General features: G+C 41.3%; 24 protein-coding genes. 11 read left to right on the top strand and 13 right to left on the bottom strand.

Annotated elements, in window-relative coordinates:
* Positions 1-144: 144 nt before the first annotated feature.
* Positions 145-1,413, top strand: coding sequence for an IS110 family transposase (locus WNY79_RS20195; RefSeq protein WP_342876736.1), 1,269 nt, complete (start codon positions 145-147; stop codon positions 1,411-1,413).
* 28 nt (positions 1,414-1,441) lie between these two features.
* On the opposite strand, the gene WNY79_RS20190 is transcribed toward WNY79_RS20195, so the two are convergent.
* The 6 genes from WNY79_RS20190 to WNY79_RS20165 all read right to left on the bottom strand — a co-directional run bounded on the left by WNY79_RS20190 (position 1,442) and on the right by WNY79_RS20165 (position 4,244).
* Entirely contained in the window at positions 1,442-1,822 is a 381-nt protein-coding gene (locus WNY79_RS20190; protein ID WP_058547784.1) for a hypothetical protein, read from the bottom strand.
* A 118-nt stretch (positions 1,823-1,940) separates the two neighbouring features.
* Entirely contained in the window at positions 1,941-2,318 is a 378-nt protein-coding gene (locus tag WNY79_RS20185; RefSeq protein WP_342876735.1) for a hypothetical protein, read from the bottom strand.
* Between the two features lie 110 nt (positions 2,319-2,428).
* Positions 2,429-2,929 carry a hypothetical protein gene (locus WNY79_RS20180; protein WP_342876734.1) on the bottom strand — a complete coding sequence of 167 codons (501 nt, stop codon included), beginning with the start codon at positions 2,927-2,929 and terminating at the stop codon, positions 2,429-2,431.
* A 93-nt stretch (positions 2,930-3,022) separates the two neighbouring features.
* The gene (locus WNY79_RS20175) at positions 3,023-3,343 is read right to left on the bottom strand and encodes a hypothetical protein (protein WP_342876733.1); all 321 of its coding nucleotides are present in this window, start codon (positions 3,341-3,343) and stop codon (positions 3,023-3,025) included.
* Positions 3,344-3,468: 125 nt separating this feature from the next.
* Positions 3,469-3,807: a hypothetical protein gene (locus tag WNY79_RS20170; protein WP_342876732.1), complete on the bottom strand. Its 339-nt coding sequence runs from the start codon at positions 3,805-3,807 to the stop codon at positions 3,469-3,471.
* Positions 3,808-3,923: 116 nt separating this feature from the next.
* Positions 3,924-4,244: a hypothetical protein gene (locus WNY79_RS20165; RefSeq protein ID WP_342876731.1), complete on the bottom strand. Its 321-nt coding sequence runs from the start codon at positions 4,242-4,244 to the stop codon at positions 3,924-3,926.
* A gap of 246 nt (positions 4,245-4,490) precedes the next feature.
* Here WNY79_RS20165 and WNY79_RS20160 point away from each other — a divergent pair, with 246 nt between their 5' ends.
* A complete protein-coding gene (locus WNY79_RS20160) occupies positions 4,491-5,453 on the top strand; it encodes an integron integrase (protein ID WP_342876730.1) in 963 nt (320 codons plus the stop codon).
* Positions 5,454-5,693: 240 nt separating this feature from the next.
* On the opposite strand, the gene WNY79_RS20155 is transcribed toward WNY79_RS20160, so the two are convergent.
* The 7 genes from WNY79_RS20155 to WNY79_RS20125 form a co-directional block, all read right to left on the bottom strand.
* Positions 5,694-6,464, bottom strand: coding sequence for an SDR family oxidoreductase (locus WNY79_RS20155; RefSeq protein WP_342876729.1), 771 nt, complete (start codon positions 6,462-6,464; stop codon positions 5,694-5,696).
* Between the two features lie 9 nt (positions 6,465-6,473).
* Complete coding sequence (gene mmsB, locus WNY79_RS20150) at positions 6,474-7,373, bottom strand: 3-hydroxyisobutyrate dehydrogenase (RefSeq protein ID WP_024599747.1); 900 nt, start codon at positions 7,371-7,373, stop codon at positions 6,474-6,476.
* 10 nt (positions 7,374-7,383) lie between these two features.
* Complete coding sequence (locus tag WNY79_RS20145) at positions 7,384-8,535, bottom strand: enoyl-CoA hydratase/isomerase family protein (protein ID WP_342876728.1); 1,152 nt, start codon at positions 8,533-8,535, stop codon at positions 7,384-7,386.
* Entirely contained in the window at positions 8,535-9,326 is a 792-nt protein-coding gene (locus WNY79_RS20140; protein ID WP_342876727.1) for an enoyl-CoA hydratase, read from the bottom strand. The genes WNY79_RS20145 and WNY79_RS20140 overlap by 1 nt, the downstream gene beginning before the upstream one ends.
* Positions 9,327-9,336: 10 nt before the next feature.
* The gene (locus tag WNY79_RS20135; protein ID WP_101217337.1) at positions 9,337-10,494 is read right to left on the bottom strand and encodes an acyl-CoA dehydrogenase family protein; all 1,158 of its coding nucleotides are present in this window, start codon (positions 10,492-10,494) and stop codon (positions 9,337-9,339) included.
* A 164-nt stretch (positions 10,495-10,658) separates the two neighbouring features.
* Positions 10,659-12,149: a CoA-acylating methylmalonate-semialdehyde dehydrogenase gene (locus WNY79_RS20130; RefSeq protein ID WP_076926125.1), complete on the bottom strand. Its 1,491-nt coding sequence runs from the start codon at positions 12,147-12,149 to the stop codon at positions 10,659-10,661.
* Between the two features lie 138 nt (positions 12,150-12,287).
* A complete protein-coding gene (locus tag WNY79_RS20125) occupies positions 12,288-13,469 on the bottom strand; it encodes an acetyl-CoA C-acyltransferase (protein ID WP_342876726.1) in 1,182 nt (393 codons plus the stop codon).
* Positions 13,470-13,799: 330 nt separating this feature from the next.
* Here WNY79_RS20125 and WNY79_RS20120 point away from each other — a divergent pair, with 330 nt between their 5' ends.
* The 9 genes from WNY79_RS20120 to WNY79_RS20080 all read left to right on the top strand — a co-directional run bounded on the left by WNY79_RS20120 (position 13,800) and on the right by WNY79_RS20080 (position 23,633).
* A complete protein-coding gene (locus WNY79_RS20120; protein WP_024597970.1) occupies positions 13,800-14,234 on the top strand; it encodes a MerR family DNA-binding transcriptional regulator in 435 nt (144 codons plus the stop codon).
* 57 nt (positions 14,235-14,291) lie between these two features.
* Positions 14,292-15,467 (top strand): isovaleryl-CoA dehydrogenase, encoded by a 1,176-nt coding sequence (locus tag WNY79_RS20115; RefSeq protein ID WP_024592404.1) that lies wholly within the window; start codon positions 14,292-14,294, stop codon positions 15,465-15,467.
* Positions 15,468-15,477: 10 nt separating this feature from the next.
* Positions 15,478-17,085: a carboxyl transferase domain-containing protein gene (locus tag WNY79_RS20110; protein ID WP_342876725.1), complete on the top strand. Its 1,608-nt coding sequence runs from the start codon at positions 15,478-15,480 to the stop codon at positions 17,083-17,085.
* 12 nt (positions 17,086-17,097) lie between these two features.
* Positions 17,098-17,868: an enoyl-CoA hydratase/isomerase family protein gene (locus WNY79_RS20105; protein ID WP_342876724.1), complete on the top strand. Its 771-nt coding sequence runs from the start codon at positions 17,098-17,100 to the stop codon at positions 17,866-17,868.
* An 8-nt stretch (positions 17,869-17,876) separates the two neighbouring features.
* Positions 17,877-19,880: an acetyl/propionyl/methylcrotonyl-CoA carboxylase subunit alpha gene (locus WNY79_RS20100; RefSeq protein ID WP_342876723.1), complete on the top strand. Its 2,004-nt coding sequence runs from the start codon at positions 17,877-17,879 to the stop codon at positions 19,878-19,880.
* Positions 19,880-20,776: a hydroxymethylglutaryl-CoA lyase gene (locus WNY79_RS20095; protein ID WP_024597813.1), complete on the top strand. Its 897-nt coding sequence runs from the start codon at positions 19,880-19,882 to the stop codon at positions 20,774-20,776. The genes WNY79_RS20100 and WNY79_RS20095 overlap by 1 nt, the downstream gene beginning before the upstream one ends.
* Positions 20,777-21,037: 261 nt before the next feature.
* Positions 21,038-21,736 carry a CoA transferase subunit A gene (locus WNY79_RS20090; RefSeq protein ID WP_024597814.1) on the top strand — a complete coding sequence of 233 codons (699 nt, stop codon included), beginning with the start codon at positions 21,038-21,040 and terminating at the stop codon, positions 21,734-21,736.
* A gap of 14 nt (positions 21,737-21,750) precedes the next feature.
* A complete protein-coding gene (locus tag WNY79_RS20085) occupies positions 21,751-22,407 on the top strand; it encodes a CoA transferase subunit B (protein WP_007376577.1) in 657 nt (218 codons plus the stop codon).
* Between the two features lie 344 nt (positions 22,408-22,751).
* Entirely contained in the window at positions 22,752-23,633 is an 882-nt protein-coding gene (locus tag WNY79_RS20080) for a LysR family transcriptional regulator (RefSeq protein ID WP_076923991.1), read from the top strand.
* Positions 23,634-24,008 lie beyond the last annotated feature (375 nt).

Here is a 24,008-nt window from a genome sequence, read left to right as displayed (position 1 = left end):
ATTCTTGTGTAAATCGACGTCTCATTTTATCTGCCTCTATTAAAAGTTAGAGGCGACAACTATCCTGACACAGGGGGTATAAGACCTGCGAGAAACACTATTGATCACTACCTATCCTTTCACTTTACCTCTAGGAGGCCCAAAATGGAAGCCTTTAACGTTTCAGATTTTGCTGCCCTTATCGGGATCGATTGGGCTGACCGTAAACACGATATTTGTGAAATAAATCGCGACACAAATACACAACACTTAAGTGTGATTTCATCTGATCCTAAGTCAATTAATGCATGGGCGCTTGAGTTAAAACAACGCTACAATGGCAGACCTGTTGCTGTCGCGTGTGAGCTTAAAAAAGGCCCGCTTATATACGCACTCAGTAAATTTAAGCACATTGTATTATTTGTGATTAATCCATCAAGTGTCGCTAAATATCGTGCAGCATTTACGCACAGCGGGGCTAAAGACGATCCTACTGATGCAATTATTCAAGTTGAAATTCTACAACTTCATATGGATAAATTAACAGTTATCAGACCTGATTCGGAAGACGTTAGATGCCTTGCGCAGCTTGTCGAATATCGCCGTAAATTAGTACAAGATCGTGTTGATTTAACCAATAAAATAGCCACAACGCTAAAAAATTATTATCCCCACGTGATTGATTGGTTTAAAGAAAAAGACACTCAAATATTCTGTGACTTCTTACTGCGTTGGCCCTCTCTTGCTCACGCTAAAAAAGCGAGAAAACAAACACTACTCGACTTCTTTAATCAACATAATTCCCGCTATCCACTCGTTAATGAAAAGCGGATAAAAGAAATAAAGGATGCTGAAATACTCACCGATGATATGGCGGTGATCACGCCAAACTTATTGCTTATTGAATGCCTCGTTCCGCAACTTAAACAGCTGATGTTGGCAATAACACGATTTGATGACGAAATTAAAACATTTTATAAGCAACATGCAGATCGCGCTATTTTTGATAGTTTACCAGGTGCAGGCCCACAATTAGCACCTCGACTATTAGCCGCTATGGGGTCAAATCGTGACCGCTATAAGTGCGCCGCTGACATACAAAAATACGCAGGCATTGCCCCTGTTACCGAACGCAGTGGCAAAAAGGAATGGATACACTGGCGGTACTCATGCACTAAATTTTTAAGGCAAACATTTGTGGAATGGGCAGGATTATCTGTACGTTATTCATTTTGGGCTAAAGCATATTATCGGCAGCAAGAAGGCAAAGGAAAACCTCATAATACCATCATCAGATCATTGGCATTTAAGTGGATACGAATCCTATTTAGGTGCTGGAAAACACATACGCCCTACGATGAATCAACTTACTTAACTGCATTGAAAAGTAAGGGATCACCGCTGTTAAAATTTGCGGTGGAAAGTGAGCTTTAGCGCTTGCTGTCCACCTCAGGGCGTGTTGTTAGTTGCCTTTTGCAAACTGCCAAAAGTCTCTGTTTGCATATAAAACCCAATTTAAATTTTTTGGAACCATATAGAAATAAAGAATATCGGTAGAACTTTGAAAAGAATTAAAGTTTGCCCAGTTTAAATTCAGCTGTTCAGTTAACCTTTTAGTTAAACCTGAATCTTTGAATATACGCTCGAAAGACTCAAATACAAACACAGTATCGTTATTTTGATACTCTAATATATTTGAGAATACCTGATTAAATTGAGCTTCAGATAACCAAGGCTTCAATTCTGAATTGGAGTTTTTAGTGATTTCCCAATAGTTAGAAGTAAGCTTTAATTCTTGGTCATTTTCAGTATCGATAATCGATTTCAAATCATCAAAATTCAACTGTGACTCCTAAGGCAACTAACGCCTTACTAAGCGGCGCGAAATTGTTGGCTAAAATGGCGAGGAACGAGCGCTAGCCAACTGTTTAGCGTCCATTTGAGTAACTTGTTAGCCATCTTTAAAACTCCTTACTAAAATTGGGGAAGTTTAACTTTTGACTTAAGTTTTTAAATTGCAGCTCAGTAAATGGACCTTCCGTTATTTCATCTGGGTTAAGGTAAATATTATCCTTTTTCTTATCTATGTAAAAATAAGAAACGGAGTCTGAGCCTGCAATTAATTGTTTTGCTACAACGTAGCTTTCATTAGCACCAACTGCAATAATTTTGCTATCAACTCTGCCATGAAAAGAGCCTTTATCATCGATTTTAATACCTAACTTAATATCTCCATCGATATAATAAACCGCATATGTACCATCTTCCCACATATTTGAATCACTCCAAATAAGTAAAAGAACAATAATGATTACGATGATAGATGATGCTAATTTCATATATGGCTAACGCCTCAATAATAAGTGAACCATATGCTGGCGGGCGATTTGCTCAGCAAATGGCATGACAGCCTTGGTGAATCTTAATTTATTGACTTGTTATATGGCGATTAAAACCAACTTTCCCATTTTTCATTTGCACTATTATGAGATTCAATCCCAGCATCGAGTGCTTGATGAAGAATTTCAACTTGTACCATATCCAAGCCAGTGTCCTCAAAGTTTAAAACTTTTATATTACCGATTAACTTAAACGGTTTAGGATTGAACATTTGGTAAATCATTATTGGTTCGGCTAAACCACTAATCCATGCTTTGACAATATAGATATCCTGCTTTTCACCATTATCAAGTGTGACAAGACCTTCGTGAGAAATTGCCCAAGCATCTAAGCTAGGTTGATATTCTTTAATAGATGCATATGCGCTATCGATAGCTTCTTGTTGCGTATCAGCTTCAAAGTTTAATACTTGTCTATTTTCGCCTTGCTGATAAACAACATATGGAGTTAATGTTACGCCGTCTTGACCACTACCAATAAATGCTGAGTGAGCAAGAGTTAGCCCTAGAATATTCCCTAAAATCTCAGTTTTCACAAAACTTCCCTGCATGCTAACGCCCACTTAAGCGGACAAAAATAGTTGGTTAAAATGTGAAGCGAAGCGGAACCTAACCAACTGTTTTTGTTCCGTTTGAAGTGCTTGTTATGTGTTTTTGACGCGTCGTCCACGTAATCTAACACTAGACTCTGAATCACCCCAAAGAAGGATAAACCTTTCGATCTCACTATCTGGTGTTCGTAAGCTATAACCTTTAATATTTAGCTGATTAAAAAAAGTATCCCAATCTTTAACCGTACCACTAGAATATTCTTCTTGGAAATTATAAAAGAAATTTCGATGCTCAGAAAAACTTTTAAGTGCGGTAAACTCACAATAAAACCATGGTTGATCTGAACTAACAATATTCAATTCAGCAATGATTGTTGTTTGAAATCTTAATTTTAATACTTTTCTCGAATTCAAACTCTATCCTCTAGAAACACATAACGCCCTGTTAAGGGGCAAATTGTAGTTGGCTAAAATGTGAAGCGAAGCGGAACCAGCCAACTGTAATTTGTCCCGCTTTAACAGCTTGTTATATTTGAATTTTATACACTTAAGTCAAAACCATGATATGGGTTTATAAGCCTAAGAATACTAACCAGAGTATTATTATATGATTCATAATAGTCATCTCCGTCTGCAACATTATATTCTTTGTTGTCAAAACGATGCTTAAGTTCTGCCAATTCAGCAAGATACTTAGCCTCAAACTCTTTTTCTGACAACTGTAGTGAGCTTTCAAGCATATTTGTTAAGGCTTCATCTTCACCACGGTCAGATTCTTCATTACCTTCCGAATCGTAAATATCATTGTTGTATAGAAAATGAATTTGCCTTTTGATTATCTCAGACAGATTTAGACTAGCAACTACTTTACTCTCCATTTAGTGCCCAAGCTCCTTTCAAATATAACGCCCACTTAAGCGGACAAAAATAGTTGGTTAAAATGTGAAGCGAAGCGGAACCTAACCAACTGTTTTTGTTCCGTTTGAAGTGCTTGTTATGTGTTTTTGACGCGTCGTCCACGTAATCTAACACTAGACTCTGAATCACCCCAAAGAAGGATAAACCTTTCGATCTCACTATCTGGTGTTCGTAAGCTATAACCTTTAATATTTAGCCGATTAAAAAAAGTATCCCAATCTTTAACCGTACCACTAGAATATTCTTCTTGGAAATTATAAAAGAAATTTCGATGCTCAGAAAAACTTTTAAGTGCGGTAAACTCACAATAAAACCATGGTTGATCTGAACTAACAATATTCAATTCAGCAATGATTGTTGTTTGAAATCTTAATTTTAATACTTTTCTCGAATTCAAACTCTATCCTCTAGAAACACATAACAGCTTATTGAACACCACTTTGGGAGTTTATAACACCCCAAAACGGCGTATATTACATTGCTTAATAATTCCACTAAACAACTTCCATGTAAACAAGTAATTACGTATTTTGTAAAGTTATTGTTGTTAAAATACACCAAAACGACTTTTAATAATGTTATTGGACAAAACACAAATAACTGTCTATATACACAGTATGTTTTTAAAAGTTGAATATCATTTATGAAATCTCTCTTTCTAACTATGATTAAAGACCATATGTATAGCAAACGGTATGCAAAGAGCACTATTGAAGCTTATCTTTTTTGGATAGCTAGCTATATCCGCTTTAATAATATGCAGCACCCAAGCTCTATGGGAGACACTCAAGTGGAATCGTATTTGAACCATTTAGTAAACTCGCAAAACGTAGCGCAAGGCACACAAGCGCAGGCACTAAATGCGCTAAGTTTCCTATATAAAGAAATAATTAAGAGCCCCCTTTCATTATCATTAGACTTTGTAAAAAGTGAACGCCCAAGAAAACTACCCGTTGTGCTTACTCAAACAGAAGTTTCAGCGCTATTTAAACACTGTGTAGCAAAGCATTATTTACCCTGTGGATTACTTTATGGCAGTGGTATGCGATTAATGGAGGTACTGCGTTTACGGGTACACGATATTGACTTTGACTATAACTGCATTCGAATTTGGGATGGCAAAGGAGGCAAAAATCGTGTTGTAACCCTTGCCGTAGAGCTCACACCGCAATTACGCTCTCAAATACAATTAGTTGATAGTTACCTGCAATTAGATCTGAAAAACCCCTTGTATAGCGGCGCTTACATGCCTCATTTGTTACGTAAAAAATATCCAAACCACAATAGACAGCTGGGCTGGCAATATTTATTTTCATCACATAAATTAAGCATTGATCCTGAGAGTAAGCAATTGAGACGTCATCATATCGATGAAAAACAATTACAACGCGCTGTTAAAAAAGCCGCTTTTGATGCACATATTAACAAACATGTTACGCCACATACTTTACGCCACTCTTTCGCTACGCATTTGCTGCAAAGCGGCGCTGATATACGTACAGTACAAACACAATTAGGTCACAGTGACGTGCGTACCACACAAATATATACCCATGTACTACAACAAGGTGCCAACGGGGTTATTAGCCCGTTTTCAAGATTATAAATATCTCAGTAACAAGGCAAAATTTGGGTTATATAGTTTATCTATATGAGAAGTTTTTAACGCAGTTAATTGGAACGCTAGAATGTTCTACGTTTTAATTCAGCGGGTATACTACCCATGTTTTACAACAAATTGCCAACGCCGTTATTAGCCTTTTTCAAGATTATAAACTTCCCTATTGAAAAAAAAGCACAGCCCACAAGCGCCATGCTTTTTAAATCAACCTTAATCCAGTTCGTTTTACAAACGAATGCCGCCGTCTATTTCAACCACGCGACCGGTAAAAAAGTCGTTTTCGATAATGTATTGTGCAGTATGGGCAATTTCGTCGCTTTCGCCTAAGCGCCCTACTGGCGTTACTGCAAGCATACGTTGTTTGGCTTCGGGCTTCATGGCGTCGGTCATGGCGGTGCTTATAACACCTGGTGCAATAGCGCCTACGCGTATACCTAAGCGGCCAAGTTCTTTAGCCCATGTGGTGGTAAGTGCCACTACGCCTGCTTTTGATGCCGCGTAGTTTGTTTGCCCAATATTACCTGCGCGCGCTACGCTCGACATATTTACGATTACGCCGCCTTTGCCTGATTCAATCATGTGGCTTGCAGCTTCCCGCCCTGCTAAAAACACACCGGTCAGGTTCACATCAATCACTGATTGAAATTGCTCAAGAGACATTTTTTTAACGACCTTGCCATCTTTAGCTTTTATAAACATGCCGTCGCGTAAAATACCGGCGTTGTTTATAAGCACGCCAATATGGCCAAAATCGCTGTTGATGGTATTAAATACGTTTTCTACTTCGCTCTCAGTGGTTACGTTTGCGGCATAACCTTTTATGTTGCTGGTTACACCTTCAAGCTGTGTGAGTTCTTCGCATGCGGTGTTTAATAAATCTTGTGCCATATCTATTAAAGCAATGTTAGCACCCATAAGTGCAAACTTTTGCGCCATTGCAAAGCCTAAACCTTGTGCGCCGCCGGTTATTACTACCGTGTTATTTTTAATTTCCACGCGTTGCTCCTACTTTGAAAACAGTTTAAAAATGGCACTAAAGTCATCACTACCCGCACCTTGGTGCTGTAGCATAGTGTATAAATTTTTAGCCATTGAACCCATTGGGGTTGATGAATTACTTTGCTGCGCGGCTTCCATAGCAAGGCCTAAATCTTTAGCCATTAAATCGACCATAAAGCCAGGTTTGTAATCGTTACTTGCAGGGGCTGCATCCATTACACCTGGGCAAGGGTTGTAAAGTTCAAGCGTCCAGTTACGGCCCGAACTTGCGGTCATAATGTCGCTAAGTACTTTAGGATCGAGGCCGTTGTTAATACCCATTTGCAGTGCTTCGCTGGTACCTGCCATTAAAATGCTAAGTAGCATGTTATTACATATTTTTGCTACTTGCCCTGCGCCAATATCGCCTGCATGAAATATGTTTTTACCCATATCACTAAGCACTGTATTTGCTTTATCGAACGCTGCTTTTTCGCCACCTACAATAAAGGTAAGAGTGCCAGCAGTTGCGCCTGCAACGCCGCCCGATACCGGTGCATCAACGAAGCTTATGCCTTGTTTACCAAGTGTACTGCCTACAATACGTGCTGATTCTGCATCTATTGTTGAGCAATCAATTACTAATGTATTGTTGCTCAGCCCGTTAATTAAACCGCTGTCGTCATTATTACCTAAGTAAAGCGACTTAACATGTTTGCCCGCAGGTAACATACTAATAAGTACGTCAGCATTAGTTGCGCACTGCTTTGCATCAACTGCTGCTTTTGCGCCTTTACTTGCAAGCTCATTTACGACCGACTGGTTTAAATCAAACACGCTAACAGTATGGCCTGCTTTAATTAAGTTAGCCGCCATTGGGCCGCCCATATTACCTAAGCCGATAAAACCAATATTGAGTTTAGTCATCGTCTTTCCTTTATTTGTGTGATGGCGTGTCTAAGCCATTGAGAGGGTGGTTTTCGCCAAAGCGATTAGCAAAAAAACTGTCGATTATTGTTTGTGGTACATCACTAAGTGTTTTGTACTGCCAATTAGGCGCGCCGTCTTTATCTATTAATAACGCCCTTACACCTTCTTGAAACTCTCCTACTTCGCCAGCGCGAACCGACATACCTAGCTCCATTTTAAAACACGCTAATAAGCTTTTGCCTTTGCTGGTTCTTAATTGCTCACTAACGAGTGCACAACTTAATGGGCATCCGTGTTTAAGTGATTTCTGAGCGCGTTGTAGCCACTTGTCATTAGTAGTTAGCCCTAAAATATAATTAACCTGCTCTTGCAAGGTTTTAAACTCACCCAGTTTTTGAATCGTTTTTAGGTTAGCTTTTATATTGCCTTTAGGCATACGCGCAGATTGGTTGTCTAAATCGGTGAGTAAATCGGTTAATCGCTCATGATTTAAGCTCGCAGTTTTGCCCCACTTTGCAGTTAAAATTTGCGCAAGCATGGCATCATATTTATTACTATCGATAAAGTGATCGGCAAGCGATACAAAATGCGCGTCGTCGCAGTTAATTGATGCTGACGTTAGCCCTAAAAATAACCCGACGTTTTGTGGCATTTTATGTAAAAAGTAACTCCCGCCTACATCTGGGTATAAACCTATGGTTTGCTCTGGCATGGCAATACGAGATGTTTCGGTTACAACGCGGTGGCTAGCACCGGCCATTAGCCCTAAACCGCCGCCCATCACTATGCCGTTACCCCAAACAAGGATTGGTTTATCAAAGGTATGAATAAGGTAATCAAGCTTGTACTCGAGCGTAAAAAACTCTTCAACTAAGCTTGTTGGTTTACCTTGCGCCATTGCATGATGAAGGCTTACAACATCGCCGCCTGCACAAAATGCTTTATCGCCTGCGCCTTTTAACAAGACCATAGCAATAGCATCATCGTCTTGCCAAGCTCGCAATTGCGGCTCAAGTAATTTGATCATCTCAAAATTAAGTGCATTTAAGGCTTTTGGCGCGTTGAGTGTAATAAGCCCAATTAAACTGCCGTTTTCTGCGGCTGCGGTTTCAAATACCACGGGCTCATCGGCGCTATTTAATAATGTTAAAGCACTCATTAGCCGTTTACCCAGTTAGCGCGGCGTTTTTCTAAAAAGGCATTTACGCCTTCTTGTTGATCTTGTGTATCAAACAAACCAACAAATAACTCGCGCTCAAGAGGCAATACACTTGCCATTGGTTGATGGCGCCCTTTTTGAATCAATGTTTTACACGCAGCTACCGAGCTAGGGCTTTGCTCGCTTACTTGATTAGCTAGTTTTAATGCTGACGCAAAGCTTTCGCCTTGTGGTACTACTTCTTCTACTAAGCCAATTTGTAGGGCTTTATCAGCTTTTAAGCGCTCGCCGCATAAAATCATGCGTTTTGCCCAGCCTTCGCCGACAAGCCATGCTAAATTTTGTGTACCACCAGCACAGGGTAATAACCCTACTTTAGCTTCAGGGAGCGCCATTTGTGCTTGCTCTTCCGCTATACGTACGTCGCACGCAAGCGCCACCTCTAGCCCGCCGCCCATTGCGTAACCGTTAATGGCAGCAACCGACACGCCTCTAAAATTAGTAAGCGCTTCAAATGCTTCACCAAATACACGCGACATATCAGCAGCTACACCTTTATCGCCACATGCAAATACATTTAGGTCGGCACCAGCGCTAAAAAACTTCTCGCCTTCGCCAGTCAGCACTAATGCATAAATATTTTTATTGTTGTTAAGCGCGTTAACGGTATTTTTTAAATCAACTAAGGTGTCTTTTGTCCACGTGTTTGCTGGCGGATTAGACATCGTTAAAATAGCAACATGACCTTCTGTTGTTAGTTCAATACTCGGATTAGATTTAGATTCTGACATAAATTGCTCCTTATAAAACGTCGCTTGCTGACTGCGCTAAAATACGGCGCGCAATAATTACACGCATGATTTCGTTAGTGCCTTCTAAAATTTGATGAACTCGTACGTCACGTACATGACGTTCAAGCGGGTATTCTTTTATGTAACCGTAACCGCCATGAATTTGCAGTGCGTCGTTACACACGGTAAAGCCAACATCAGTAGCAAAGCGTTTAGCCATGGCGCAGTAAGTGGTTTTTTCAACGTCGTTATTATCAAGTTTAAACGCAGCAAGCCTAACCATTTGGCGCGCGGCTACCAGTTCGGTGTTCATATCGGCAATTTTAAATTGCAGTGCTTGAAACGCAGCCAATGGTTTACCAAATTGAGTGCGCTCTTTTAAGTATTCGCGGGCGGTATTAAGCGCTGCTTGCGCTGTACCAATTGAACATGTGGCAATGTTAATTCGACCGCCATCAAGGCCTTGCATCGCAAATTTAAAGCCTTCGCCCTCTGCCCCTAATAAGTTATGCGCAGGAATGCGCACATCTTCAAAGCTAATTAGGCGTGTAGGTTGTGCGTTCCAACCCATTTTTTCTTCTGCTTTGCCGTATTCAACACCTTTTGCGTCGGCCGGGACTACAAATGCCGAAATACCCGCAGCACCTTCGCCGCCAGTACGTGCCATTACAACTAATACTTCGGTTTCGCCAGCGCCCGATATAAACATTTTTGAGCCGTTAATAACGTACTCATCCCCCTCAAGCACGGCTTTTGTTTTAAGTGATGCGGCGTCTGAGCCAGAGCCAGGCTCTGTTAAACAATAAGAGGCAAGTAGCTCGCCCATTACTAATTGCTCTACGTATTTGTCTTTAACTGCATCGGTACCAAAACTTGCTACCATCCACGTGGCCATATTATGAATGGTTAACATGGCCGTAGTTGCTGTACAGCCCATAGCAAGCTGTTCAAAAATAATACTCGAATCTAAACGTGATAAACCAAGGCCGCCTGCTTCCTCTGGCGTGTATAAACCACAAAAACCAAGCTCGCCCGCTGCTTTAATCGTGTCTTTAGGAAAAATATGCTCGCGATCCCACTTTGCTGCATAGGGTGCAAGTTCCGACTCGGCAAATTGACGTGCAGTTTGCGCAAAGGCTTGTTGATCTTCTGATAAGTTAAAGTCCATGGTAGAGACCTCTTTAGTTGTGTGTTTGTTGTTGTGTGTTTGTTGCGTGTCGCTTTCCCATTAAAGGGATAGTTAGTGACGAGCAGCGAAGACTTATGTGTGTTGTGTGTGAAGTAGCCTTCGCGCCCATCTTTTTTATTATTAGTTATTCGTTTTAATCATGATTACTTTAAGTTAATGCTCATGTTTGGACCCGACGCAATGTCGTCTTCAAACCAACGTGAGGTAATCGTTTTAGTTTCTGTGTAAAAACGAATACCTTGTTTACCGTACGTGTGTGTATCGCCGTAAAACGAGCCTTTCCAACCGGTGAACGAAAAGAATGGAAGTGGCACTGGAATTGGCACATTAATACCTACTTGGCCTACTTCAATTTCGTGTTGAAATTTACGAGCCACTGCACCGCTTGACGTAAATAACGAGGTGCCATTACCGTAAGGGCTGTCGTTAATAAGTGCGATTGCTTCATCAAGCGTGTCTACAAACATACACGCCAGTACTGGGCCAAATATTTCTTCTTTGTATAAATCCATCTCTTTTGTAACATCAGTAAATAACGTTGGACCAACCCAGTTACCTTGCTCATAACCTTCAACCGTAAAGTCAGAACCATCAATTAAACAGGTAGCACCTTGCTCTTTACCACCGGCAATGAGTGATAAAATACGTGCTTTTGCTGCTTTTGATGTTTGTGGTCCGTATGCTGCATTTGCATCATCCCACACGCCTGGGCGTACATTTTCAAAGCCTGCTTTAATTTCGTCTACCCATTCACTTGCCTGACCGACAAATACAGCAACCGAAATACCCATACAACGCTGGCCAGCAGCACCGACTGATGCGCCTACTAAGTTGTTTACAACGTGCGATTTACTTGCATCAGGCATAATAACCATGTGGTTTTTAGCACCAACACACGCTTGCACACGTTTAAGATTTTGTGTGCCTTTAGAATAAATATAAGCACCTACGCCACACGAGCCAACAAACGAAATAGCGCGTACTGCTTTGTCTTCTAGTAAGCGATCTACTTGTGGTTTTGTACCGTGTACAACTTGTAATACGCCTTTTGGGGCACCAGCTTCAATAAATAGCTCTGCTAAACGCATTGGTGTAAGTGGATCTTGTTCAGACGGTTTTAAAATAAAGGTGTTACCACACACAATAGCCAGCGGAAACATCCAAAGTGGGATCATTGCAGGGAAGTTAAACGGGGTAACACCTGCACACACGCCAAGTGGCTGCATGTAAGAATACGTATCGATTTTACGCGCTACGTTTTCCATTGTTTCACCCATCATTAATGATGGAGCGTTAGCGGCTTGTTCTACTACTTCAATACCACGCCAAACATCGCCTTTTGCATCTTCAAATGTTTTACCCAATTCGTGGCAAATAATGGTAGCAAGCTCATCATGGTGTTCTTTTAATAGCGCAGCGTACTTCATCATAATGCGAGCACGTTCAGTAATGGGTACGTCTTTCCATGTTTTAAACGTCTCTGAGGCTGAGGCAATTGCCGCGTCCATTTCTGACTCTGTGGTACATGGCACTTGTGCAAGTACTTCTTGAGTTGCTGGGTTTATAACATCGATAAGCTCTTTTGATGCTGATTGAATAAATTCGCCATTAATAAGTAGTGGTACTTGGTGCATGATTAAATCCTAGTGTGTGAGTTGTGTGTTCTCTTTTAAAATTGGTAGCGCCGCTTTATTAGTATTATTAGTGCAGCGCTTTTATAATTATTAATTTAGGTATTCGTTTAACTATTCATGTTGCTGTTAAATACCTAATTAGTAAGCTTCTACAGCCATAGCAACCGCTTCACCACCACCAATACATAAAGACGCAATGCCTTTTTTAAGGCCTCGGTTTTTAAGGGCATGAATAAGCGTTACTAAAATACGCGCGCCGCTTGCACCAATTGGGTGGCCAAGTGCACATGCACCGCCATTAACGTTTACTTTGCTTTCATCAAGTTTTAACTCGTTAATAGCCAGCATGGTTACCATGGCAAATGCTTCGTTAATTTCCCAAAGGTCAACATCGTTTACAGTCCAACCTGCTTTTTCAAGCACGCTGTTCATAGCCCCTACTGGCGCTACTGTAAATTCACTGGGTTTTTGAGAATGTGTACTGTGCGCTACAATTTTACAAAGTGGTGTTAAGCCCTGCTCTTTTGCTTTTGATTCGCTCATTAATATAAGCGCCGCGCCACCGTCTGAAATTGACGATGAATTAGCCGCTGTAATGGTGCCATCTTTTTTAAAGGCTGCACGTAGGCTTGGAATTTTTTCTGGGCGGGCGTTACCTGGTTGTTCATCAATAGATACTGTTACACCACCTTTACGTGTTTGCATCGTATGCGGTGCAACTTCGTTATCGAAGCTACCGTTTTCTATAGCGGCTTTTGCTTTACTTAATGAGCCCAGTGCAAACGCATCCATTTGCTCGCGGCCAATGCCGTACTCGTCAGCGGTGTCTTGTGCAAAACAGCCCATTGCTTTGTTATCGTAGGCGTCTTCAAGGCCGTCGCTCATCATGTGATCTTTTATTTCGCCATGACCCATTCGCATTCCACCACGTGCTTTTGGAATAAAGTATGGTGCGTTTGTCATGCTTTCCATGCCACCGGCAATAGCAGATTGAATAGAGCCCGCTTTAATTAAATCATTTGCAAGCATGGCTGCTTTTAAACCAGAGCCACATACTTTGTTAATTGTTGTAGCACCCGTGCTAAGTGCAAGGCCTGCTTTTAACATTGCTTGGCGAGCAGGCGCTTGCCCAAGGCCTGCTGGTAATACACAGCCCATAATTACTTCGTCTATTGCGTTATTAGCTAAACCAGTTTGGGCAAGTGCGCTGGCAATGGCGGTTGCGCCAAGCTCGGCAGACTGCGCATCACTTAACGCTCCCATAAAACCACCCATTGGGGTACGTTTTGCTGCTACAATTACCACTGATTCTAAAGTCATGACTAACTCCGTTGTAATTTAATGCAAATAGTTGTTAGTATATTTGCTCTATTAATTTAGCATTCATTTATTATTTAATACTCATACACAATACTAACGTTTACGCCAACGTCAACTAAAAACAGCTTAATTTTTAGTTTTAAAAGTGTAAGCATTATTTTCCAGTTGTAGACCAACACTGAGTAAATTAAATTAAATCATTGAATATTAAAAGTATAAATTAAAATTTCACACCAACACTCCTTTGTAAATAGTTTCAAACCACACTAAGCTTTACCTTTACGTAAACTTCACTTATATTGGAGTTATTCGAATGAGGTAAATACAACTATGAAACCAGATAATCAAACAAACTTTGCAAGCTCAGCCAATATACCGGCCAGTAATGAACAAACATTTAGCATTAGCGAACTCGCTAAAGAGTTTGACATTACTACCCGCTCTATTCGTTTTTACGAAGACCAAGGGTTAATAACTCCAGAACGTAATGGTCAAACCCGTATTTATTCAAAACGCGACAAAGTGCGTTTAAAACTAATACTACGCGGTAAGCGCCTTGGCTTTACGTTGGCCGAAACCGGTCGTTTGTTTGAACTGTACGACGCAGATAAATCAAGCGCTAAGCAGTTGGTTACCATGCTTGACCTTATTTCAGAAAAAAAATCCGACCTATCTCAACAAATGGACGACATTAAAGTTGTTCTTATGGAGTTGGTAACGGCCGAGCGCCGCTGCAGAGACACGCTAAACAAAATAGACGAGTAAGTTTATTTTAAAAATAAAAACACACTGACAACACACATCCCCACACAGGAATGAATCATGAGCACTATTTCACTATATAAAGAAATGAACTTTGGCCTAGGCGAAACCGCCGATATGATCCGCGACCATGTAAACAGTTTTGCGAGTCAGGAAATTGCCCCACTTGCTGAAAAAACTGACTTAGATAACGCTTTCCCAAATCAACTTTGGACTCAAATGGGCGAAATGGGCGTACTGGGTATGACCGTATCTGAAGAGCTAGGCGGCGCAGGGTTAGGTTACTTAGAACATGTTATTGCCATGGAAGAAATTAGCCGTGCAAGTGCCTCTATTGGCCTAAGCTATGGCGCGCATTCAAACCTGTGTGTTAATCAAATCAACCGTAACGGCACACAAGCTCAAAAAGAAAAATACTTACCAAAGCTTATTAGTGGTGAACATATTGGCGCCCTAGCAATGAGCGAGCCTAATGCGGGCTCTGACGTTGTATCGATGAAACTCAAAGCCGAAAAAAAAGGCGATAAGTACATTTTAAACGGCAATAAAATGTGGATCACCAATGGCCCTGACGCACACACACTAGTTATTTACGCTAAAACAGATTTAAACGCCGGCGCTAAAGGCATTACCGCGTTTATTGTTGAGAGCAACTTCCCTGGTTTTTCAACGGCGCAAAAGCTCGACAAACTTGGCATGCGTGGCTCAAACACCTGTGAACTTGTATTTGAAAACTGTGAAGTGCCAGAGGAAAACATTTTAGGTAACTTAAACGAAGGCGTTAAAGTACTTATGAGTGGCCTTGATTACGAACGCGTAGTACTTGCAGCAGGCCCGCTTGGCATAATGCAAGCGTGTATGGACATAGTAGTTCCTTATATTCATGAGCGTAAACAGTTTGACACCCCTATTGGTCAATTTCAGTTAATTCAGGGCAAAGTAGCCGACATGTATACACAAATGAATGCTGCGCGCTCATATGTGTATACGGTAGCTCGCTCTTGTGACCGTGGCGAAACAACCCGAAAAGATGCAGCCGGTGCCATTTTATATGCCGCAGAGCTTGCGACTAAGATGGCGCTTGATGCGATTCAAATTTTAGGTGGCAATGGCTACATAAATGAATACGCCACAGGCCGTCTACTTCGTGACGCTAAATTATACGAAATTGGCGCAGGTACATCAGAAATACGCCGCATGCTTATTGGTCGCGAACTTTTCACTGAAAGCCGTTAAGGATTAAACCATGACGATTTTAAAATCGAGCGTAAACCCCCACGACCCAACGTTTGTACAAAACCATAAAAACATGTCGGCGCTGGTGGACGATTTACGCAGTAAGGTAGCAACAATTAGCCAAGGCGGAGGCGCTGCATTAAAGGAGCGCCACGAAGGCCGTGGTAAATTATTTGTACGCGATCGTATAAGTACGTTAATTGACGAAGGCTCACCGTTTTTAGAAATTTCACAATTTGCTGCCTTTGGTGTATACGAGCAAGCAATACCGTGCGCCGGTGTTGTAGCTGGTATTGGCCGTATAAAAGGCATTGAATGTATGATTATTGCAAACGATGCCACGGTTAAAGGCGGTACGTATTTTCCGCTTACCGTTAAAAAGCATTTACGTGCGCAAGACATCGCAGAGCGCTGCCACTTACCGTGTATTTATCTTGTTGATTCGGGCGGTGCAAACCTGCCAGAGCAAGACGATGTATTTCCGGATAAGCTGCATTTTGGTCGTATTTTTTACAATCAAGCCCGTATGTCGGGTAAAGGTATCCCACAAATTGCCGTGGTAATGGGGTTATGTACCGCAGGTGGTGCGTACGTACCTGCAATGGCAGACGAAAGCATTATTGTCAAAGATCAAGGCACTATATTTTTAGCGGGCCCGCCGCTTGTAAAAGCAGCAACGGGCGAAGAAGTAACTGCCGAAGAGCTTGGCGGCGCCGATGTGCATTGTAAAGTGTCGGGTGTTGCCGATCACTACGCAGAAAACGATGCTCATGCGCTGTCTATTGCGCGCCAATGTATTGAGCGTATTAATTACACACGTCCGACCGCCCCTCTTCTAGAAGATGTAAAAACACCACGTTACGATATTAACGAGCTTTACGGCATTGTCGGTACCGACCTTAAAAAGCCATTTGATGTACGTGAAGTAATAGCGCGTACAGTGGACGACTCCTCATTTGATGAATTTAAACGCTATTTTGGTGAAACGTTAGTCACCGGTTTTGCCAGCATTTACGGTAACCCTGTAGGCATAGTAGCTAATAACGGTATTTTATTTAGTGAGTCGGCGCAAAAAGGCGCGCACTTTATTCAGCTGTGTGCTCAGCGCAATATTCCTTTAGTGTTTTTACAAAATATTACCGGCTTTATGGTGGGTAAAAAATATGAAGCCGAAGGCATTGCTAAGCACGGCGCTAAAATGGTAATGGCGGTTTCGTGTGCTGATGTGCCTAAATTTACAGTACTTATTGGGGGCTCTTACGGCGCAGGTAACTACGGAATGTGTGGCCGTGCATTTGAACCAACCATGATGTGGATGTGGCCTAATGCCCGTATTTCGGTTATGGGCGGCGAGCAAGCAGCGGGTGTAATGGCACAAGTTAAACAAGATGGTTTAGCACGCAAAGGTCAAAGCATGAGCGAGCAAGAAATCAGTGACTTTAAAAAGCCAATTATTGATCAGTACGAAGAACAAGGTCATCCGTATTACGCCAGCGCACGCTTGTGGGATGACGGCATTATAGATCCTGCCGACACGCGTAAAGTATTAGGGCTCGCGTTAACGGCTGCAAACAACGCACCAAAACGTGATTCGAAATTTGGCGTATTTAGAATGTAAACGGAGCGCAAAATGTCAGTAACACTACAAATAACAAAATCTAATGTGGCTGTACTTGTGTTAAGCCGCCCAGAAAAAAGAAACGCATTTAATAGCGAAGTAATACACGAGCTGATCCAGTGTATTGAGCATGCAAATACGCTTGATATTCGTGCTTTAGTTGTAAAAACTGAGGGCAAGCATTTTTCAGCCGGTGCCGATTTAGCCTGGATGAAATCGATGGCGGATAACAACTACGCCGATAACCTAGCTGATTCAATGCAATTAGCTAAATTAATGCAGGTATTGGCAAGCTCGCCGCATCCAACAATTTGCGCTGTGCAAGGTGCTGCTTTTGGTGGTGCACTGGGTTTAATTGCTTGTTGCGACATAGCCCTTAGTAAAGACGATGCGCAATTTTGTTTAAGCGAAGTAAAGTTGGGCCTCATTCCCGCTGTTATTAGCCCATACGTCATTAAAGCGATTGGTGAACGTGCTGCTCGCAGGTACTTTTTAACAGCTGAAGTGTTTGATGCACATACTGCTAAACAATTGGGTTTAATTCATCAAGTAACCGGTAATTTAGACTGTGCGCTCGATAATATGTTGCAAACACTAATTGATAACGGACCTGTAGCAGTAAAAGCCGCAAAAGCATTAATTAACGATGTAGCAAATAAACCAATAACCGATGAACTCATTGAGCTTACCGCAGAGCGTATTGCAAAAATTCGCGTATCTGTAGAAGGTCAAGAAGGGCTAACTGCTTTTTTTGATAAACGCCCACCCGCTTGGCAACTGTAGGATTGATTATGAACACACAACGATTACAAAAAATACTGATTGCCAATCGCGGAGAAATTGCGTGCCGAGTAATGCGCAGCGCAAAACAAATGGGCTTAACCACGGTCGCGGTTTATTCTGATGCAGACAAACATGCCCGGCACGTAAAAATGGCCGACGAGGCTTACCATATTGGTGCCGCTCCAAGTAAAGATTCGTATTTAGTAGCAGACAAAATTTTGCAAGTTGCCAAAGACTGCGGCGCTGATTGTATTCACCCAGGGTATGGTTTTTTATCTGAAAACAGCGAATTTGCTAAAGCCTGCGAAGCTAATAACATTGCTTTTGTAGGACCACCAGCAAGTAGCATTGAAGCTATGGGGTCTAAAACCCGCGCTAAAGAAATAATGGCAGCTGCTAACGTGCCGCTAGTGCCTGGTTATTACGGTAAAAAACAAGATCCTGCCTTTTTACAAAGTGAAGCTGAAAAAATTGGCTACCCTGTACTAATTAAAGCCGCCTTTGGTGGCGGTGGTAAAGGTATGCGCGTTGTACAAAACGCCAAACAATTTATGAGTGCACTTGAGGGCGCACAACGTGAAGCAATTGCCGGTTTTGGTAACGATTTAGTATTGCTTGAGCGCTATGTAAACCAGCCTCGCCATGTTGAAGTACAAGTATTTGCAGATAACTACGGTAACTGTGTTTATTTAGGCGATCGTGATTGTTCTTTGCAACGTCGTCATCAAAAAGTAATTGAAGAAGCCCCTGCTCCGGGTTTATCTGACGAGCTACGCAAAGAAATGGGCGAAGCGGCTGTACGTTGTGCACTAGCTATAAATTACCGAGGAGCTGGTACAGTTGAGTTTTTACTGTGTGGCGATGAATTTTTCTTTATGGAAATGAACACGCGCCTTCAAGTAGAACACCCTGTAACCGAAATGGTAACCGGTGTAGATTTAGTCAATTGGCAAATTAATATTGCGGGTGGGCAAACACTGCCACTGACACAAAGTGATATTCAATTGCAGGGTCATAGCTTTGAAGCGCGTATATACGCAGAAGATCCAGCTAACGACTTTATACCGTGCTCGGGCACTATTGAAGCACTACACACACCGCTTGACAGCGAATTTGTACGCATTGATACAGGCATTGCTCAAGGCGACGAAATCAGTCCGTTTTACGACCCGATGATTGCAAAACTTATTGTGCACGATGATAATCGCGAACAAGCGTTGAGCCGCTTACAACACGCCCTTGAACAATTTCATTTAGCGGGTTTTAGCACTAACATTGGCTTTTTACATAATTTGGCAAGCCACCCTACGTTTAAACAAGGCGCGCCAAGTACACACTTTATTGCAGAGCAAGGTGATTCGTTAGTAGCGGTTGATGAATCGTTATTGCAAGCAAGTCAGCTTATTGGTGCTTTTGCCTATTTAGAATCGTTAACTAGCACCCAAAATGCGCAAAACAGTGCTAGCCCTTGGCAACAACTAAGCGGTTTTACACTCAATGCTCCGCAAGCAATTAAAGTCCCTTTTGCTGATTTACAGCTAAGCGCTATAAAAACGAAAGCGGGCTACACTATTACGCATAACGAGCACGTATTTAACCTACAAGGCACATTAAATAACAATCTTTGCAGTGTATTTATTAATGGCGAAAAACACAGCGCACACGTAACTACGGTAGATAATAATACGGTAGGTAATAGTGTAACGGTGATGAATAAGGCACTGCAAACTAAGCTTGAACTAGTTGATAAACATTATATTAGTTCGCACGAAAGCGAAGCTCTGCCACTTGCCGCCCCGCTCAATGGCACAGTAGTAAAACATCTTATCGACATTGGTAGCACAATTTCCAAAGGCGATGCGGTTGTTATTATTGAAGCCATGAAAATGGAATACACGCTAAACGCACCGCATGACGGCATTTTAAAAAGTTATTGTTTTGGTGAAGGCGAATTAGTAACCCATGGTGCCCTGCTTGCGATAGTAGAAGATATGACTGAGGAAGGTGCATAATGAATGCCTTTCCCAGTAAAGTACGTATTGTTGAAGTTGGTGCGCGAGACGGTCTACAAAACGAAAAAACAGTAAGCACAGCTGATAAAGTAGCGCTTATTAACGCCCTTAGTGCTGCAGGTTTAAAAGATATTGAAGCTGGCGCGTTTGTTTCTCCTAAATGGGTGCCGCAAATGGCAGACTCAGCGGATGTAATATCAGCCCTTAATTTGCCCGATGTAAATTTAAGCGCTCTTACACCTAACTTAAAAGGTGCACAAGCAGCGCACGTTGTCGGCATTAAAGAATTTGCTATATTTACCGCTGCAAGTGAGTCGTTTTGTCAAAAAAACATAAACTGCTCAATAGAGCAAAGTATTGAACGCTTTAGCGAGGTAATGGCATTTGCTAAAGCTAATAATATCCGCGTACGTGGTTATGTAAGCTGTGTGCTCGGTTGCCCTTACGAGGGTGAGATTGATCCACAAGCAGTACTTAATGTATCGCAAAAGCTATTAGATTTAGGGTGTTACGAAGTAAGTCTTGGCGATACCATTGGTGTTGGCACCGCTAAAAAAGTAACGCAGTTAATAGAGTTACTTTTAACGCACATTGACAAAACTAAGTTGGCTGTGCATTTTCATGATACTTACGGCCAAGCGCTCACAAATATTTACGCAGCTTTAAGCCTAGGTATAGCAACGGTTGACGCGGCAGTTGCAGGCCTTGGTGGCTGTCCTTATGCTAAGGGGGCGTCAGGAAATGTTGCCACCGAAGATGTCGTTTACTTACTGCAAGGGCTTGGCATTGAACACGGAATTGATTTACAAAGGTTAAGTAACGCTGGTTGGGAGATCACCAAAGCACTTGGTAAGCAACCTGTGAGTAAAGTATCTGTGGCACTGCACACTAAATAACCTAAGCTCTGGATAATAAATCTATCTCGAGCAGCTATTTTCAGCACTCACTGCGTTGAATTTACTTGCAATAGGCCAGCTATTGACGCGTAAATTCGCCTTGTTTTCACTGAAAATCTCTGGCTAGAGAAAATAAATTTAAATATCACCCTGATTCATATGTTAGTAAATCTATTAACCAGAGTTCAGGTTAAATAGCTATCTTATAAAATGATGATTCAAGATAGTTAACAACAAATAGCACACATTGAGGAGAGACTCATGGCCGGTTTTGATAAGGTAGTTTATAGCTACGAAGCTGCAATGGAAGGATTAAAAGATGGCGATACCATTATTGCCGGTGGTTTTGGTTTATGTGGTATTCCTGAGGGCTTAATTAAACAAATTAAGCACATGCAAACAAAAGACTTAACCGTGGTATCTAATAACTGTGGTGTTGATGACTTTGGTTTAGGTATTTTATTACAAGACAAACAAATTAAAAAAGTAGTTGCCTCGTACGTTGGTGAAAACGCCCTATTCGAACAGCAGTTATTAAGTGGCGAAATTGATGTAGAGCTTACACCACAAGGTACACTTGCTGAAAAAATGCGTTCTGGTGGCGCGGGTATACCTGCGTTTTACACCGCCACTGGTTACGGCACTCCAGTTGCTGAAGGCAAAGACGTAAAAGAATTTAATGGTCGCCCATACATTTTAGAAGAGTCTATAACAGGTGAATTTGCCATAGTAAAAGCATGGAAAGCCGATCGCTTTGGTAATTTAGTGTTTAGACATACCGCCATGAACTTTAATCCAATGGCTGCAACAGCTGGCAAAATTACCGTTGCCGAAGTAGAAGAAATTGTAGAGCCGGGTGAGCTTGAACCAAGCCAAATTCATACCCCAGGTATTTTTGTAAATCGCGTTATTAAAGGCAACTTTGAAAAACGCATTGAACGTGTAACAACACGAGATTAAGCAGGAGCATAATTATGGCATTATCACGTGAACAAGTTGCAATGCGCGTTGCACAAGAACTACAAGACGGTTACTACGTAAATTTGGGCATAGGAATTCCGACACTCGTCGCAAACTATGTACCGGATGATATTGAAGTTATGTTACAGTCCGAAAATGGCCTTTTAGGCATGGGCCCGTACCCTACTAAAGCAGAGCTAGATGCAGATATGATTAACGCGGGTAAAGAAACCGTGACAGCAGCTAAAGGTGCAGCCATATTTAATAGTGCAGATAGTTTTGCCATGATACGGGGTGGTCATGTAGACTTAACCGTTCTGGGTGCATTTGAAGTTGACCAGAACGGCAACATCGCATCGTGGATGATCCCTAAAAAGCTGATCAAAGGCATGGGTGGCGCGATGGATTTAGTCGCTGGCGCGAAAAATATTATTGTTACTATGACCCATGCAAGTAAGCATGGTGACTCTAAACTATTAGAGGCCTGCTCTTTACCGCTTACTGGCGTTAATTGCGTTAAAAAAATAGTAACAGATTTAGCCGTATTAGAAGTTAAAGACGGCGCATTTCATCTATTAGAACGCGCTCCGGGCGTATCTGTTGATGAAATCATTAGTAAAACAGCAGGTAAATTACTTGTTGACGGTGAAGTACCAGAAATGGTTTTTTAGTAACTTTTAATAAGTTAACTTAAAATAACGCTTTACCCTGTACCGACCTCATTCCCAGTGCCAATGGCGCTGAGTTACCCAAAATCCCTCTCACGAGGGATTTTTTTTATCTTTTGCCATTATTTTTACCGTCATTCATACATCTGTAGTAAATTTTATCTATAATACAAATATAAATTAAATGTAAGCGCTTAGATTCTTTGCACTATTTTGTGGATAGTCTGCACCTTTTTTGTGAACTAGCGTTGAATTTATTTTTAACCTACTGATATTTATACATTAAATAGTTGGTTCAAATTTTGCCTAAGTAAGGCGTCTCAATAAATTAAATAATTCTGGAAAACATGCAAACTCCTATTCGTGGCCTTCGCTCTTTTTGCTTTGCCGCAAGAAGCCTAAGTTTTAAGCATGCAGCTAATGAGCTGTACTTAACGCCTTCTGCGGTAAGCCATCAAATAAAACAACTTGAAGAACAACTTGGTATTGAGCTTTTTCAACGTAAAACGCGTTCAATTAGCTTAACCACAGCGGGTAAAAACTTTTTTGATGCGGTGTCTCCTATCATCACAATGTTAGAGAGCACTATTAATGAGTTTAGTCAGATGCAGCAAAATACAAATTTGACGATTACGCTGCCTGAATTTTTTGCCAGCGAACTACTCATGCCTAAATTAAGTGAGTGGACGTCAGAGCACCCTAATATAAACCTGCAAATGGACACGCTTAAAACACGCAAAGAGTTAACGCGTCATAGCGATTTATCTATTGTATTGTCCTCTGGTAAACCTACTGAAGGATTAGCGACAGAGTTGTTTAACCTTGAATATATTCCTGCATGTAATAAGAAATTACTTGATCAATGGAGGGACGATCATCGTCAAGCGCTTAACCAAGTTCCGCTGATCCTCCACAAAGCTCGTCCTTGGGCATGGCACCAATGGGCTGAAAAAGCGGGTATTGATGACTTTTCTCCCTCGCAGATTATTCAAATAGATAGCATGTTTGGTGTAGCCCGTGCAGCGCAGCAAGGTATGGGGATTGCACTTATTCCACTGCCAATTAGCCAAAGTTGGTTAGATGAGCAATGGCTTTATAAATTATTTGAACAGCCTTTAACAACTAAAGATAAATACTATTTAGTGCAGCACGAATCAAGTACCCCTAATCACCCGCTTGATTTATTTGCAAAGTGGGTTGTAAGCACATTTAGAAAAATCCAAGAATAACCCTTTGTTAGGCGGGTTTATTAATACACCTAATTACGGGTTGTATTAATGGTTCGCTTAAATCTAATTTAAATTTTTGAATAATATTTTTATTTAAATACATAAACTTAACACCACGTATTAGACTAAAGTCTATAGTTTAATTTTTTTCACTCATTGGTTTCGTTTTTATCGTTTGTCGAAAATAAAGTTAAATATTAAAGTTACTCCATCAACTCAAAACAACTTACATTAAATTGTTTTTAAGAGTAACAAATGCAACCTTTTGAGTTTTAGTAACTCATAAGTAGCAGTAAAAAATCTTTATATTGTGTGTGAAGATGTTGTCAGTGTGAAAAATGGTTCAAGTTAGGTGGTGACTTAGCTTGAACTGTT

Origin of the sequence: Pseudoalteromonas sp. AS84, from assembly GCF_038900255.1 — a bacterium.
GTDB lineage: Bacteria > Pseudomonadota > Gammaproteobacteria > Enterobacterales > Alteromonadaceae > Pseudoalteromonas.
The sequence above is the reverse complement of the archived record's forward strand: the minus strand, read 5'-3'. Positions and strand labels throughout refer to the sequence as shown.